Here is a 15,535-nt window from a genome sequence, read left to right as displayed (position 1 = left end):
GCCATAAATAAGGAAAAAACAGACTCCCCCCTTAATCTCTAAACATCATGAAGCCCCACGGTTTTTCCCGACGCTCGTTTATTCAGCAAACTGCCTTGGCAGGCGGCTATATGGCCTTGAGCAGCAGCCTGCTGGGGCGCGTGAAGTCGGCCTCGGCCAATAATCGGGTCAACCTGGCCTGCATCGGCATCGGCAATCGCGGAGCGCAGATCATCAGGGATCTCTACGAAACCGGGCAGTGCAATATCGTGGCCCTCTGCGACGTGGACATGGGCGCCAAGCACACCGAGGGCATCCTGAGGGAGTTTCCAGACGCGCCCCGCTTTACGGACTTTCGCAAGATGTTCGACAAAATGGGCAGCGCGATAGACGCCGTGAGCATCGGCACGCCCGACTTCGCCCACTTTGCCGCCACCATGCTCGCGCTGGACCTGGGCAAGCACGTTTACGTGGAAAAACCGCTCGCCCACACCTTCCACGAAAACGAGCTGCTCATCCAGAAGGCGCGCCGAAGCCCCAAGGTCGTTACCCAGATGGGCAACCAAGGACACTCCGAGGCCAGCTACCACCAGTTCAAGGCGTGGAAAAACGCCGGCATCATCAAGGACGTCACCCGCATCGACGTCCACATGAACCACCCCCGCCGCTGGCACAAATGGGACCCCGCCATGGCCGGATTTCCCACGCCCGAAGACATCCCCGCCACGCTGGACTGGGATCTTTGGCAGATGCACACGGTCGGGCATTTTTACAGCAAAGACTTTGTGAACGGCCAGTGGCGCTGCTGGTACGACTTCGGCGTCGGCGCGCTGGGCGACTGGGGCGCGCACCTGCTGGACGGCGCGCACGAGTTTCTGGAGCTGGGCCTGCCGCGCGAAATCCACCCCCTTAAGCTGGAAGGCCATAACTCGTTCTTCTTCCCCAAGGCCACCACGCTGCGCTACGTCTTCCCCAAGCGCAAAGGCATGCCCGCCGTGGACGTGTACTGGTACGACGGAGTCGATAATCTCCCCGAAGTCCCCGCGGGCTACGGCGTGAGCGGCCTCGACCCGAGCATCCCGCCGCCGAGCACCGGCAAGCTCGAGCCCGTAAGGCTTAATCCGGGCAAAATCATCTACAGCAAGCACCTGACCTTCAAAGGCGGTTCTCACTCAGCCCCGCTGAGCATCATCCCGGAGGAAAAAGCCAGGGACATGGCCTCGAAACTGCCGGAAGTGCCCGAGACCACGTCCAACCACTTCCTGAACTTTCTGCGGGCCTGTCGGGGCGAGGAGAAGACCCGCTCGCCCATTTCCATCGGCGGGCCACTGAGCCAGGTGCTATGCCTCGGCGTAATCGCCCAGCGGACCGGCGCGAAAATCGCTTTCGATCCCGCGACAAAAACCATCACCAACGACGCCTTTGCCCAAGCCCTGCTCGCCGGCCCGCCCCCGCGAAAAGGCTGGGAAGAGTTTTACAAAATGTGACCCCGAGGCGGTCGTTCCTTTGGCACGCCGCTGGTGCCGTGGCTCGGCGGCAACGCCAGCCGCGGACAAGAAGGCTTTCCGTTTGGGCGATTTAAAAAAAACACGTCGTAAACGGCTTGGATGACGGGAGGCCTCGCTGCGTTGGCCTGGCACTGGATGCACACGCTCCTGCCATGTTCGTTGATTTGGCCCTTGTCGCCACTTTGCCGGGCCTCCGCCGCGCTGTTGTTGGTGCTGCGGTACACCGCTGGTGTTGTGATTCGGCACTGCCGCGGCTGGGAGGGAGTCGAAGCCGGCTGTGAACACAGGCCGCTACGTTCGCCGCAACCAGGGAAAGCTCCCCCCATTTGCCGCAATCGAGAGAGTTTATCACATTTGCTGCAACCGAGAAGGGGCTGCGTTGGATCCCGAGGTAGCCACTGGCTGGCTGCGCACTCGTCGCCCCCGCGCAGGGGCTGCGTTTTCTGCGACCGGGAAGGCGTCACGGTTTTCGTTGGGGCTTAGGAAGCAGAATGGGGTATTCTTAAGTTCCTTGCGTTCTTCGCGATTGGTGGAGGCTTTGCGTTTTTTGTGATTCGAGAGTTGCCGAGCACCTCCCGCACCGCTTGCCTACGCGCTCTTCGCTCAACCCACGCGGGCATAGTATATCGGCTATTATGCGTGCTTCCCAAGCATGAGAGGAGGGTTCGACTCCCTCTGCCCGCACCATGATTATCAAGGAGTTAGGGGAGATAGGACCTCAGTGGGGAGGGGCGGACGAGCCCGAGTCGGACGGGAAAAGTGAAAGTGGGGTGAAGACTGCTCTTGCGCGTGGGTATAGGCTTGGTCTTTCTCGCCGGAACCTTTCCTTACTTTCCCAACTATGGACACTATCGGATCTCGCGAACCCAACAGCATGCTGCCCGTCGGGGCAATTATTGTGGGAGTGATTGGGCTGCTGCTCGGCGGCTACTCGGCTATCTCTCTGGGCAATGTGAAGCGCACGCTTGCGGAGCATCAGGGAAAGATGGCGCGTTTCGATAGTTTCGAGTCGCAGGTGGGCACGGCGACTTCGGCGAGCGAGAAGGCGACACGCGACATCGGTGCGCTGACGCGCTCGACTCAGGATGCCTTTAATCAGGTGGGCGCCGAGCTGGGGAATCTGCGCGGAGCGATCACCAAGCTGGAGGAGTCTCCGCGTGCTCGCTCGGCGGCGACTGCTGCGGCGAATCGTCCGGCAGCAAACGCAGCCGCCAACACTGGAGCCGCTGCTGCGGCTTCGGGTGCACAAGCGGCCGCGAGCGGGGGCGGCGATTACGTCGTCAAATCCGGGGACACGGGGGTGCGGATCGCGCGCGAGTTGGGCATTTCCTTCGCGTCGCTCCAAGCGGCCAATCCGGATGTGAACTGGAATCGCCTGGGCGTCGGCCAGCGGCTCAAGCGCCCCTGACCGATCAGTCGCGGTCCTATTTTTTCCACCGCGCGCAGGGCGGCGGTGGCGTGTCGCCACATCCATTAATTTGCGATTTTGCCTCGTGCGCTTTGCGCCCGCCCTCCCGCCCAAAATCGCAAATTTAAGGAGCTTCCCCCTGTCGCTTCGCGACACGGTATTCGACCGTTCCATTTTGCGAGCCGCTCGCTGGCGGCTCGTCAGGTGCTTCAGCCCGTGCGCGAATGAAGCGGGAACCCATTTGGGCGATTTTGTTGGTTAACCGGTAAACGCAGTTCTAGCACGGCCCAACGAGGCCGCCCCCATAAAGTTGGTCAACGACCGCCCGACCTCTGGTCAGGGATTTGATTCAACTGTGCGGCTTGCGGGTTGTGCGGAAGGGACAACCCGCAAGCCGCACAGTAAATGGGAGCGGGCACGGCCCGCCGCCCCACGCGCAGTGGGAAAGGAGAGGGGCCTTGTGTTGTCACATTTGACTTGCTGGGGTGCTGCGGTTTTCTCCGGCCCCTTTTCCCGAGATCTTGTGCGATACTGTAAACTGGCCTCCCGATGACTGCCCCTGTTTTTGCCCATTCTGCTTTAGTATCTGAGCGCGACGATTGTCGCGCGAGCGGTGGGAGGGGGACAACGCGTTTGCCGGAGGCGTTGGAGGCGGAGATTCGCCAGATCTATGCGCGGAGCCCGCTCTATGAGGAGCGTTTCCCGCTGCATGCCGAGCCGCTGCACTGGGCCTGCTATCGGGAGATCCCGGCCTTGTCGAAGGAGGAGATCGTGACGCGTGGTGCGCCGGCGTTTTTTCAAAACTATGCCGAGGTCGAGCGTGGTTTGAGCGAGAGTCGCTATGAGTATGAGAGCACGGGCGGCACGACGCAGCGGCCGATGACGGTGATCATGGAGCGGGGCTGGTGGGAGGCGCAGACGCGGCGGGCTTATGCGGCGTCGCCGATTTTGCGCGAGTTTGTCGGGAGGCCGTTCCGGAAGTGCGTGTTGGCTCCGGTGGGCTGCTCAAGCAACCTGTGCCCTTACGAGGATCATCCGTTTCCGAACCGCTATGTGGATGGGACGGTTTACCTGAATTTATCGAGCGATCCGTTTTCGTTTCCCGAGAGCGAGTGGGACCGGATCGTGCTGGAGCTGCAGGCGACGAAGCCGGAGGTGCTGGAGGGCGAGCCGGTGTACTTGTCGCTGCTGGCGCGCGCAGTGGCGCGGCGCGGGGTGAGCGTGCCGAGTGTGCGGGTGATCATCCTGACTTACGGCAAGGCGAGTCGGCAGCATGCCGCGCGGTTGGCAGAGGCCTTCCCGGGGGCGCGGCAGGTGGATCTCTACGGCTCGACAGAGGCGGGGTACTTGTTCGTGGGCGAGGCGTTTTGCGACAATGCGCAGCCAGTCGAGGCGAATGCATTTATCGAGCTGGTGCCGCACGATTTTGCGGCGGGCGGCGCGGATGCGCATGCGGGCGCGCAGGGTGGGGCGGCAAACGCGGGAGAGGTCGCCGAAGCCGTGACGGCAAATGAAGGCGAGGCTGCCGGAGCCGTGACGACAGCAGCGCCGGCTTCGCCTGAGTCGCGTGAGTTTTTCGAGATTTGCGTGACGACTCGCGGGCGTGAGGCGATGCCGCTGCTGCGCTACCGCACGGGCGATGTGGTGCGGCGGCTACCGAGTGGCTACCGGCTGCTGGGGCGCGCGCGCGACTTGTATCTGCGCCCCGACGGGGAGGTGGTTTCGGTGTACGAGGTGGATGCCGCGCTGCCGCCCGATTTTGCGTGTTGGCACTACCAATTGGTGCAGCGGAATCCGGCGCGCTGGGATTTTTATTACGTGGCCGAGGCGAGCTATCCGGCGGCCAAGCTGGAGGCGGCGCTTGCGAAGCTGCTCGGCGGCGTGCGGGTGAATGCCTTTCGCCGTCGCACACTTGCGCCGACTGCGAGCGGCAAGTTTACGCTGCTGAAAACGGTCCGCGCTTAGCCTGTGCGTTACCCCGCCCCGCCGCCAGTGGCGGGAAGGGCCGCTGCGCATTAGCCGGCTGTGCAGGCGAGAATGCGCGGAGGCATGCGGGTACGCGCTCGGGCATGTGCCTCACCGCTGTTTATCTTCTCTGGCGGGTAAGGTGAGCTAATACACTGCGAGACCGGTTCGCAACAGAGGTCATGCCGCTTTACAGGTCGGCAAGGTGCGGCTTAGCCCTTGGCTCAGGCTGAATTAACACCCCTGCTTCTTGCCCCCTGGATTTATGAGCCCGCTCGCTACACTCTTTCGTTCTTCTATTGGCCGGAAATTCCTGATGGCCCTCTCCGGAATCGTCCTGGTCGCTTTTGCGATCGGGCACTTGGTGGGCAATCTGCAAATTTTTAGCCATCCGGATAAGCTCAATGGCTACGCGGAGTTCTTGCACCACACGGGGCCGATGCTGTGGGCGGTGCGCGTGGTGATGCTCACGTGCCTGGGCGTGCATGTTTGGGCGGCGACGGTACTGACGCTTGAGAACAAGCGCGCGCGCGGCGGGCAGGCTTACGCGGCGGGGAAGAGCTGGCTGCGGGCGCCGTTTGCCTCGCGCTACATCCGGCTGACGGGCTACGTGGTGCTGGCCTTTGTGCTGTACCACCTCGCGCATTTCACGCTGGGGATCACCGATCCGGCCGATTTCAAAGGTGCCCACGCCTACGTGATGCAGCAGGATTATGCGGTGATGGGCTTGCCGGTCGTGGCGGCGGGGACGCAGGTCGATAACGTCTACCTGATGGTCTACCGCGGTTTCGAGAGCGTGCCGGTTTCGCTCTTCTACATCGTCGCGGTGGGGCTGCTCTCGCTGCACCTGCTGCACGGGATCGACAGCCTTTTCCAAACACTGGGGCTGCGTTCGCAGACTTGGGCGGGCGCGCTGCGCAAGGTCGTGGCGCTGATCTGCCTGTTGTACTTCATCGGCAATCTCGCGATCCCCGGGGCGATTTTGACGGGAGCGCTCGCGCCGCATCCGGCTGCCGATGTGCGCGGCACTGCCGCAACTGCCCAAACGTCACCCGCCTCCGCGCAGGTGGCCCAGCACGACTGAAGGGAGATTTCTACGCGTTCCCACCTGCCAGTTGCGCCCTTCGCCTCACACGCCTGCGACCGCCGATCCTTTTTATCACACTACGCTTTCTCCCCCCTTCCTCGTTCTGACACATGGCTACTCTCAACTCCAACATCCCGCCCGGCCCGCTCGCTGAAAAGTGGAGCCAGCACAAGTTTAACAGCAAGCTGGTCAATCCCGCCAACAAGCGGAAGTACGAGGTCATCGTCGTCGGTGCGGGGCTCGCGGGTGCCTCGGCGGCGGCGACGCTCTCGGAGCTCGGCTACCGGGTGAAGTGCATCGTCTTTCACGACAGCCCGCGCCGCGCGCACTCGATCGCTGCGCAGGGCGGCATCAACGCGGCCAAGAATTACCAAAACGATGGCGACAGCGTGTACCGGCTTTTCTACGACACGATCAAGGGCGGGGACTACCGCGCGCGCGAGGCCAACGTGCACCGGCTGGCGGAGGTGTCGGTCAACATCATTGACCAATGCGTCGCCCAAGGCGTGCCCTTTGCGCGCGAGTACGGCGGGCTGCTCGCCAACCGCTCCTTCGGCGGGGCGCAGGTTTCGCGCACGTTTTACGCGCGCGGGCAGACGGGGCAGCAGCTCTTGCTCGGCGCTTACTCGGCGCTCTCGAAGCAGGTCGGCGCGGGCGCAGTCGAGCTCGTTACGCAGCACGAGATGGTCGATCTGGTGGTGATCGACGGGCACGCCAAGGGCGTCATCACGCGCGACCTCGTCACCGGAAAGTTTCACCGCCACTCGGGAGATGCGGTCGTCCTGGCGACGGGCGGCTACGGAAATGTCTTTAACCTCTCGACCTACGCGCGCGGCTCAAATGCGACCGCGATCTGGCGCGCCTACAAGCGCGGCGCCTGCTTTGCGAATCCATGCTACACGCAGATCCACCCGACCTGCATCCCCGTCTCGGGCGACTACCAGTCGAAGCTCACGCTGATGTCGGAATCGCTGCGCAACGACGGCCGGATCTGGGTTCCGAAAAACGCCGCCGACTGCAAAAAGAACCCCAACGAAATCCCCGAAGAAGACCGCGACTACTATCTGGAGCGCATCTATCCCTCATTCGGCAACCTCGCCCCGCGCGACGTGTCTTCGCGAGCGGCCATGCGTATGTGCGACGAAGGGCGCGGCGTCGGCGAGTCGGGCCTTGGCGTGTACCTCGACTTTGCCGATGCGATCCAGCGTTACGGCCGCCAGGCGGCGGCGCGTGCGAATATCGAGAGTCCCACGGCCGCGCAGGTGCTCCATTTCGGCGAAGCCGCGGTGAAGGAACGCTATGGAAACCTCTTCGACATTTATAAGGAGATCACCGACGAGGATGCCTACAAGCAGCCCATGCGCATCTACCCGGCGGTGCACTACACGATGGGCGGCCTGTGGGTGGACTACAACTTGATGTCCAACCTGCCCGGACTCTTCGTCCTCGGTGAGGCCAACTTTTCCGATCACGGCGCCAACCGGCTCGGCGCCTCGGCGCTCATGCAGGGCCTCTCCGACGGCTACTTCGTCTTGCCCAATACGATCAACGGCTACCTCGCCGGTCAGAAGCCGAACAACAAGCCCTCCACCGATGCGCCCGAGTTTGCCGAGGCGCAGGAGCGCAGCGAGGCGGTCATCCGCCGCCTGATGTCGGTCAAGGGCAAGGAGCCGGTGAACCACTACCACAAGCGGCTGGGCCTGATCATGTGGAAGCGCTGCGGCATGGCCCGCACGCGCGAGGGCCTCCAAAAAGGCATCGAAGAAATCCAGGCCCTGCGCGAAGAGTTCTGGGCGGGCGTAAACGTCCCGGGCTCGGCGGATAACATGAACCAGGCGCTGGAGCGCGCGAACCGCGTGGCCGACTTCATGGAGCTCGGCGAGCTCATGTGCCGCGACGCGCTCAGCCGCGAGGAAAGCTGCGGCGGCCACTTCCGCGAGGAGTACCAGTATCCCGACGGCGAGTGCCTGCGCGACGACGAGAACTTTGCCCATGTCGCGGCCTGGGAGTACCAGGGCGACGGCGTGGAGCCGCTGCGCAATGTCGAGCCGCTCAACTACGAATTCGTCAAGATGAGCGTGCGATCCTACAAGTAGCGCGCGCGCCGCTCACTACGCTGCGCCCCAACTGCTCGCACTCCGTTCTTCCTTCTCTTTGCCAATAACCCACGCTTCCAATGGCCGCGGACACCACTCCCACCTCCAGCAAGAATATCTCCGTCACGCTGCAAATCTGGCGCCAGGCCGCGGCAGACCAGCCGGGCAAATTCGTCGAGTACAAGGCGACGAACTGTAACCCGAACATGTCGTTCCTCGAAATGCTCGACGTGGTAAACGACGACCTGGAGCGCCGTGGCGAAGACCCGATCGCCTTTGCGCACGATTGCCGCGAGGGCATTTGCGGGACCTGCTCGCTGGTCATCGACGGCAAGCCGCACGGCCCGCACGAGGGCATCGCCTCCTGCCAGACCTACATGCGCAGTTTTGAGGATGGCGCGGTCATCACGGTGGAGCCTTATCGCGCAAAGCCCTTTCCCGTCATAAAAGACCTGATCACCGATCGCTCGGCCTTTGACAAAATCCAGCAAGCGGGCGGCTTCATCAGCATCCGCACAGGTGCCGCGCAGGATGCCAACGCGCTTCCGATCCCCAAGCAGGACGCCGACCTCGCGATGGATGCAGCGGCCTGCATCGGCTGCGGCGCCTGTGTGGCGGCCTGCAAAAACGCGTCGGCCATGCTCTTCGTCTCGGCCAAGGTTTCGCAGTTCGCGCTCCTGCCACAGGGGCAGCCCGAGCGCGACACGCGCGTGCTCAACATGGTCGCCAAGATGGACGAGCTCGGCTTTGGCAACTGCACCAACCAATACGAGTGTTCGGCAGCCTGCCCAAAGCTCATCTCGCACGATTTTATTGGCCGGATGAATCGCGATTATATCGCCGCCACCTTCCGCGCCGCTTGCAAAGACAAGGCCGCCGGGGCAGACGGCGGAGCCTGAGCATAATAAACGAGTAGAAGTCTCCACTACGCGTGGGGCGGGGGACGGTGTCCCCTGCCATTTACTGTGCGGCTTGCGTGCCGTGCGTTCCGCACGACAGACAAGCCGCACAGTTGAATGAGCCTGACCTTCGGTCAGGCGGGAGTTTACCCCGTCAACTTTTTCGCGCGCCCAAATGGGTATGCGCCTCATCCGCAATTTTGGCTCCATCTCCTGTCGCAACGCGACAGGGATAGGTTCCTTAAATTTGCGATTTTGTTCGGGCGCACCGCGCACGGGCAAAATCGCAAATTGAATGGAAGTGGCGACCCGCCACCGCTCCACGCGCAGTGGCCTTCCCTGCGAAAAGCGCGAATGCCCTCTTGCCGTGGGCGGCGGTGGAACTTGAGATTTGCGCCATGACTTTACTGCGTCCCCTGCGTTTCCTCTCGATCTTCGCCCTCCTCGGTTGCCTCGTTTTCAGTGGCTGCCAGACGCGCTACAAGATCAGCGGGATCGCGATTGCGCTAAACGATATCCAGCCGACTGCGGCGAGCACGGCGACAGGCAACCACAGGCGCGCGGTGATGACGCTGCGCTTCTTTAACGACAACATCATGCCGGTGGCTTTCGCTGAGACCACGCACAAACTCTACCTCAATGGCAGCCTGATTGGTGCGAGCACCAACACTCAGGCTCTCGGGATCCCGCCGGCCGGGAACACGGATCGGGAAGTGTTTATCGAGATCGATAAACCCCAGGTCTTGCGCCAGCTCGCCGATGCCGGGGAGCGCATAGTCGAGTACCGGCTCGTGAGCACCGTGCGCTACCGCGTGGGAAATGAGTCCGAGCGGATCCCTGTACAATCACGCGGCCAGGTGGATATCAGCGCACTGCTGAGATAGGCAGGGGAGCTGACTAAATTAAAAGAGCCCTTGGCCCTCAGAATACCGAGAGGGCCTTGGCACTCTCGATGGCGATCCAGGCGCAGCCGAGCACGAGGGCCGTTACGGCGAGATTGCGCAGCCAGCGGCGGGTGCGCTCGATTCGCTCGTGGGAGTAGTTGCCCGGGCGCTGCCGGTTGTTTTGCGCCATGAAGCTTACGAAGCCCGGGTTGCGCAACGCGCGCCGCCGATCCTGCGCCAGCCCCATCCGGATGGCCGGTCGTCGCAGGAGGTTTATCAAGACGCGCAACACAGTGTGAGAAGCGCTAGGACGCGCCCGGGGGACGGCAATGTTAAAAGCCCGCCTTTTTATCATTATCCTGAAAAATCGTGCCCCCGCGCCGAAAGCCTGTTTAAGCCCTGCGGTATGAATTTTGCGGTCATCGGTGCAGGAGCTTGGGGTACGGCGTTTGCGATTCACCTGGCGCGAGCGGGGCAGGCTGTGCAGCTCGTGCCGCGTCGCGCCGAGCATGCTGAGCAGCTCCAGCGTTGCCGCGAAAATGCGGACTACCTGCCGGGGATTGCTCTGCCGGAAAACGTGGGCGTCACGGCTGAGCTCGCCCCGGCTGTGGCCGGTGCCGAAGTGCTGCTGCTCGCCTGCCCGTCGCAGGCCTTGCGAGAAACCGCGCAACGAGTGCGGGCCGCGCTGGCAAGGGCTCAATCGGGTGGCGAAGCGGGGCGCAGTGGCGGCGACGCTCCGCTCCAAGCTGCGCCCGGGGTTCCTCCGCCGCGGCTCGTGCTCAGCCTCGCCAAGGGGCTTGAGGTTGGCAGTCACAAGCGCCCTTGCGAAGTGATCGCGGAGTGCTTGCCCGATTGCACGGTGGGCGCATTGACCGGCCCGACCAATGCGGCGGAGGTCGCGCGCGGGCAGCCTGCGGCGATGCTGCTGGCCTGTGCGCCCACGCGTGAGTCGCTCACTCCGGTGCAAGCCGCGTTGAGCAGCGAGCGTCTGCGCGTGTACACGAGTGCCGACCTCGTCGGTGCCGAGCTCGGCGGTTGCCTGAAGAATATCTACGCCATTGCTGCGGGCTGCTGCGATGGGCTGCGCCTCGGCGATAACGCGCGCGCCGCCCTGCTGACCCGTGCGCTGGCAGAGATGCTGCGCGTGGGCGTGGCCCTCGGCGCACAGGCGGAGACTTTTTACGGGCTCAGCGGTTTCGGTGATCTGGTGGCGACCTGCCACGGCGCGTGGAGCCGCAACCGCCAGTTTGGCGAGCAACTGGGCGCAGGCGCGCGCGCCGCCGATCTGCTCGCGGGGCGCCGCAGCGTGGTCGAGGGCTATAAAACCACGCAGTCCTTTGCCGGGCTTTGCGCCGCGCGTGGCATTGATGCGCCGATCTTGCGCGAGATGTACGCGATCCTCTTTGAGGGCAAAGCGCCCGCTGCCGCCCTCTCCGCCCTCATGACCCGCGAGCTCAAACAGGAGGGCGGCGACGCGTAGGTTTTTCTCAAAAAATTCGCGGTCCTGGTGACCAAGGCTTTGTCTCTTTGCTACCTTATCGCCTCACTTCCTCCCCATGAATGCTTTCCCCAAAAAAATCCTCCTCCTCATCGTACTGTTTTTCTGCGCGGCCGAGCTTTGCTTCTTTTTGGTGCTCACCTCAGACAAAAAATCTGACGCCTCAGTTTCGGCACGTGATTTCGCTGCCGAAGAGGTGAACCGCGCGCTCGTGCTCCGGTTTTACGAGCAGTTTTTCAACGAGCACCAGACCGCTGAGGCCGCCCGCTTGCTCGCCGAAGACTACCGGCAGCACAACCCGACGGTGCCCGATGGCCGCGCGCCGGTGGTCGGCTACTTCACGCAGTTTTTTAAGGACAACCCGCAATCGCGCGCACGGATCGTGCGCAGCGCGACGGATGGCGACCTCGTTTACCTGCACATCCACTCGACGAACGGGCCTGCGGATCGCGGCGTCGCCGTGGTCGATATTTTTCGCGTGAAGGACGGGCTCATCGTCGAGCATTGGGATGTGATCCAGCCCGTCCCGGCGGAGTCGGCCAACTCGAACACCATGTTCTGACCTTGGCTCCTGGGAGCGGGAGGGCGGCCCTACGCGTGGGGCGGGAGCCTCGGGCTCTTTTATTTGGCCGCAGCGTCGTTGCCGCTGCGCGCATGCTGCACCCACTTACTGTGCCGCTTGTGTGTCGGGCAGAAGGCCCGACACACAAGCGGCACAGTAGAAGGGGCCCGACCTCCGTTTGGACGGAGAACCGATGGGTAACCCGTTTGGGCAATTTTTGGAGTTAACGAATAAACGCTAGCCGGACGCGGCCCAACAAGGGCGCGCCCATAAAAAGGGTCGAAGACCCTGTCGCGAAGCGACAGGGAGGCTAATTTGGGAATCGTGTTCCGCCGCGTAGCGGCGGGGCCGATTCCCAAATTGAGTGGAAGTGGTCACCGTCCCCCGCCCCACGCGGAGTGGGAGTCTGCCCGTGCCAGAACCTCAGGCGGCCTTTTCCTGCTCGCTGTCGAGGTCGAAACCGTGTGGCAGCGCGGGCTCAAACACGGCCAATGCGCTTTGCTCGCGCAAGGTGAGCTCTCGCGAGAGCTGCGCGAAGAACACGTCGCGCCGTTCGCGCGCGGTTTCGAGGCTTTTGGTGCCCAGTGAGCGCCGGATACGCTCTTTGGTGAAAGGCGTGGGGTGCGTCGTGTAGTGCAGGAACCAGGTCCCGTGGTTGTTCCACAGGTGGTGGTTGGGATTGTCGGTGCTGCGTCGCAGTCCCGGGAGCGCGTCGGGTGTTGTTGGTGTTGTGATCATAATGCGTGATACTTGCGGGTTTGTTCGAGTGGGGGATCACGCATCAGGTTTCAAAAAAAGCCGACCGTATGACAGGGCATCAGGTCGGCTTCTTCAGGAGCGTTCTTGGTTCGCCTTCTCCTTGGGGGGGAGAGGGGGCGCACATCCGGGCTTTCACCCGATCCACCGTGGCCGCTCCCGGCCCGGTTGGCGGAGCTGATCATTTTCCTTTGGGGGGAAAGCGACCAACTCATTCCTGATGCAAGCCGCCGACAGTGTAAGGGCGCTCCGCGCTGTCTAGCGTTTTCCCGATTTATGACGCACAAGCCAAAATGCGGCGCAGCCGACGGGCGTAGTGAAAGGGAAGGGCCGTCCAACGATTTCCACCGCCCTGCCCGCGCCCGCGCGCCCTTCATGGTTGGGCATCTTCCAGGTAGAGTTGGTATTCCATGTAGCGGTGTTGGCTCCCGCTCTGGGCTTCGGCGTGCACGATCCAGTTGGCGTGTGCGGGGTGCTCGTAGGGCAGCAGGTAGTGCAGCGCGAGCAGCGCATCAAGCCGCTGGGTATTCTGGCGGTCGAAGCGTTGGTAGGTTCTGAGGTCTTCGCGGATCTGGCGGGGGAGCTCGGCATCGATTGTTTCGGCAAAGCCGCGCAGGTCGGGCTGCGGCCCGATCACCTTGTGGATGTGCCGCTGGATGAGGTTTACGATGTTGTGACTGCCGAGAAAATTATCGACGCGGAAGCCCGGGATTTCGCCTTCGGTTTGCGCGGCCATGAGCTGGAGCCCTTCGGGCACGGGGACGTCGATAATCGCAGAGAGGCGTTTGCTGATGTTGGCGAACTCGGTGGCGATTGGCTGGCTGGTTAGAAACCTCAGGAAATCGATTGCGACCTCGGGATGCGGGCTTGTGCGAATGACGCCCAGTGCGGCGGTGGTTTTAACCGGCTCAGCAGCCTGCCCGAGTGTGAAGCGTCCGTATCGGGGATCGTTTGTCGAGGGCATCGGCAGAGTGCTGACGACGGTCTCAAAGGGCACCCGGTCGATCAGTACCGCATAATCCCAACTGCCGGCGACGAGCATCACGCTGCGCTGCTGGAGATAGGTGGCGATGGCATCCTCCGGGGCAAACTGTTGAAACCCGGGGCTCAGGAGCTGCGATACTTCGTGCATCAGCTCCAGACTGCTCACGAACTCGGGAGTCTCGCTGTAGGTGAAAACCCCATCGTACATCGGGCGATAGAGCCCCCAAGGCATCATGTGAAAGCTGTACTCGGTGAGGAATTTTTGCGTCTGCGAGGCGACGATGCGGTCGAAGGTGTACTCGGCGTAGGGCTTGCAACTGGCAATCGGGATGAGGCGCTTACCGGTGCGCTGGTTGTAGTTGCGGATCTTTTGGCCAAGCGCGTAGAGATCGGCGTACTCGCGGGGGAGCGCATCGCTGCCGGTGATTTCGCGCAGCATATCGCGGTTGATATAGAGCCGCAGCGAAGTGGTTTGCAGCATGACGCCGAAAACTTCGTCGGGCGCAGTCCAGCGCATGCGGTCGCTGATGCCTGTGAGCCCGTCGAAAAAGGTGTCCCGCCAAGCGACTCCTTCGAGGCTCGTGCCTGCGTTGTAGGGATTGGGCGCGGTGACCAAATCCGTCAGCGGCAGGAAGAACTGGGTGATCTCTATCTCGGTCCCCGCCAGCGGCATGATGTCGGGGGCGGTACCGCCGACGAGCTGTGTGCGCGACCAAGCGGGGTAGATCCGCTGGGGGATCGGCGTCTGCACGATCCGCACTCCGGGGTGGAGTGCTTGGTAGGCTTTGATCGCAGCCTCGAAGGCTTCGCGCATGCCCGTGTGGAGTTCGGAGTGGCCGATGCGGATTTCGATCTGGTCGCTGGCTAGCTCCTGGATGTTGCGCGAGGCGACTGTCCAGAAGGAGGCGAGGAGCGCGAGGGTGAGAATGCCGGTGCCGATCCTGTTGCGCAGTGTTTTGACGTTTCTCATGGGGCGGGGCTGAGTGTTCGCAGAGCTCTGGCTGTGGGGAACGAGGGGTGATGGCGGGCGGGTTACTCGTTTTTACCCGGCTGCGCGGCGCTGGGCTCCTCCTGCTCGAGCTCGCGTGCGATTCGTAGCGACGTGTGCGCGCGTATGTCGCGCGGTGCGGCTTGCGCAAAAGCGCGGTAGTGCTCAGCAGCCAGTTTGGGCAGGCCGATTTTGCGGGCGACCCAACCGATCCTCAGGTGGATACTGTGATCGGTGGATCCTTGTGCGAGCGATGTAGCGAGATGCCGCAGCACTGCGTCCCAGTCGCCCAGCTTGTCCGAGTAGAGCCCTACGGCCAGCGTGTGTAGCATGAGACGGGCATACTGGCTTTTCACCGATGGGAGTATCGCCTCCAGCTCCTCTGCAACCGCCTCGGGCTCGGTGGCGGAGTGTTGCCAATACGCGAGCATCATCAACTGCACCGCGGCTTGATCGGCGAGAGTGTGCTCGGGGTATTCGCTGCGGAGCTGCTCGTAAAACGCGCGTGCGCTCTCGAACTGCACGGGCTCCACATGGTCGTGATCAATGCGCCCGAGTAAGAGCAGCGCCAGGGGGCGATACTCTGCTTCGCTGGCAGGGGTTTCGTTGACCACATTTATGAGCGTGGCTCGGGCCTTGCGGACGTTGCCCCGCGTCATCGGGTCGCGCGTTAGCAGTGCCGCCGCATGGGCCACCGCGATTCGCCTGTCGTCGGGGTTGGCCGCGTGAAGCCGCTCGAACTTCTTCGAGGCTGCCGTATAGCGCGTGCGAAGCACATCCTCCCACGGATCGTCGAGGCTCGGGGCACCCGCAGCGAGTGGAGCCCCGCCCACTTGCAACGCCAAAAGTATAACAACAGGTATTGCTAAAATCAGGCAGAGCCGGCGACACGCACCTCGTGCCGGCACCAACATGGTGCTG

13 protein-coding genes and 1 tRNA gene are annotated in these 15,535 nt (G+C 62.8%); 10 read left to right on the top strand and 4 right to left on the bottom strand.

Going from position 1 to position 15,535, the window contains the following annotated elements; translation table 11 throughout:
• The first annotated feature begins 47 nt into the window (after positions 1–47).
• The 8 genes from AXK11_RS03930 to AXK11_RS03895 all read left to right on the top strand — a co-directional run bounded on the left by AXK11_RS03930 (position 48) and on the right by AXK11_RS03895 (position 9,826).
• A complete protein-coding gene (locus AXK11_RS03930; protein ID WP_068629528.1) occupies positions 48–1,466 on the top strand; it encodes a Gfo/Idh/MocA family oxidoreductase in 1,419 nt (472 codons plus the stop codon).
• Between the two features lie 633 nt (positions 1,467–2,099).
• Positions 2,100–2,174 (top strand) — tRNA-Gly (locus AXK11_RS03925).
• Between the two features lie 154 nt (positions 2,175–2,328).
• Positions 2,329–2,895, top strand: coding sequence for a LysM peptidoglycan-binding domain-containing protein (locus tag AXK11_RS03920; RefSeq protein ID WP_082780858.1), 567 nt, complete (start codon positions 2,329–2,331; stop codon positions 2,893–2,895).
• Positions 2,896–3,444: 549 nt separating this feature from the next.
• The gene (locus AXK11_RS10175) at positions 3,445–4,860 is read left to right on the top strand and encodes an acyl-CoA synthetase family protein (RefSeq protein WP_231865747.1); all 1,416 of its coding nucleotides are present in this window, start codon (positions 3,445–3,447) and stop codon (positions 4,858–4,860) included.
• 265 nt (positions 4,861–5,125) lie between these two features.
• Positions 5,126–5,944 carry a succinate dehydrogenase cytochrome b subunit gene (locus AXK11_RS03910; RefSeq protein WP_068629524.1) on the top strand — a complete coding sequence of 273 codons (819 nt, stop codon included), beginning with the start codon at positions 5,126–5,128 and terminating at the stop codon, positions 5,942–5,944.
• A gap of 113 nt (positions 5,945–6,057) precedes the next feature.
• Complete coding sequence (locus AXK11_RS03905; protein ID WP_068629522.1) at positions 6,058–8,043, top strand: fumarate reductase/succinate dehydrogenase flavoprotein subunit; 1,986 nt, start codon at positions 6,058–6,060, stop codon at positions 8,041–8,043.
• A 116-nt stretch (positions 8,044–8,159) separates the two neighbouring features.
• A complete protein-coding gene (locus AXK11_RS03900; protein WP_068629612.1) occupies positions 8,160–8,942 on the top strand; it encodes a succinate dehydrogenase/fumarate reductase iron-sulfur subunit in 783 nt (260 codons plus the stop codon).
• A 398-nt stretch (positions 8,943–9,340) separates the two neighbouring features.
• Positions 9,341–9,826, top strand: a complete 486-nt coding sequence (locus AXK11_RS03895; RefSeq protein WP_156469187.1) for an LEA/WHy family protein — start codon at positions 9,341–9,343, stop codon at positions 9,824–9,826.
• Between the two features lie 37 nt (positions 9,827–9,863).
• On the opposite strand, the gene AXK11_RS03890 is transcribed toward AXK11_RS03895, so the two are convergent.
• A complete protein-coding gene (locus tag AXK11_RS03890) occupies positions 9,864–10,118 on the bottom strand; it encodes a hypothetical protein (RefSeq protein WP_156469186.1) in 255 nt (84 codons plus the stop codon).
• A 114-nt stretch (positions 10,119–10,232) separates the two neighbouring features.
• On the opposite strand from AXK11_RS03890, the gene AXK11_RS03885 reads away from it, so the two are divergent.
• The gene (locus AXK11_RS03885) at positions 10,233–11,306 is read left to right on the top strand and encodes an NAD(P)H-dependent glycerol-3-phosphate dehydrogenase (protein ID WP_068629517.1); all 1,074 of its coding nucleotides are present in this window, start codon (positions 10,233–10,235) and stop codon (positions 11,304–11,306) included.
• A 76-nt stretch (positions 11,307–11,382) separates the two neighbouring features.
• Complete coding sequence (locus AXK11_RS03880) at positions 11,383–11,886, top strand: nuclear transport factor 2 family protein (RefSeq protein WP_082780856.1); 504 nt, start codon at positions 11,383–11,385, stop codon at positions 11,884–11,886.
• 423 nt (positions 11,887–12,309) lie between these two features.
• Here AXK11_RS03880 and AXK11_RS10000 read toward each other — a convergent pair whose 3' ends face one another.
• From AXK11_RS10000 to AXK11_RS03865, 3 genes are all read right to left on the bottom strand, one after another.
• Positions 12,310–12,624 carry a hypothetical protein gene (locus AXK11_RS10000; RefSeq protein ID WP_068629514.1) on the bottom strand — a complete coding sequence of 105 codons (315 nt, stop codon included), beginning with the start codon at positions 12,622–12,624 and terminating at the stop codon, positions 12,310–12,312.
• Between the two features lie 391 nt (positions 12,625–13,015).
• Positions 13,016–14,596, bottom strand: coding sequence for an ABC transporter substrate-binding protein (locus tag AXK11_RS03870; protein ID WP_068629512.1), 1,581 nt, complete (start codon positions 14,594–14,596; stop codon positions 13,016–13,018).
• Between the two features lie 62 nt (positions 14,597–14,658).
• Entirely contained in the window at positions 14,659–15,459 is an 801-nt protein-coding gene (locus AXK11_RS03865) for a tetratricopeptide repeat protein (protein ID WP_156469185.1), read from the bottom strand.
• Positions 15,460–15,535 lie beyond the last annotated feature (76 nt).

The organism is Cephaloticoccus primus (assembly GCF_001580015.1).
GTDB classification, from domain to species: Bacteria; Verrucomicrobiota; Verrucomicrobiia; order Opitutales; family Opitutaceae; genus Cephaloticoccus; species Cephaloticoccus primus.
This window is presented reverse-complemented; position numbering and strand designations above follow the sequence as displayed.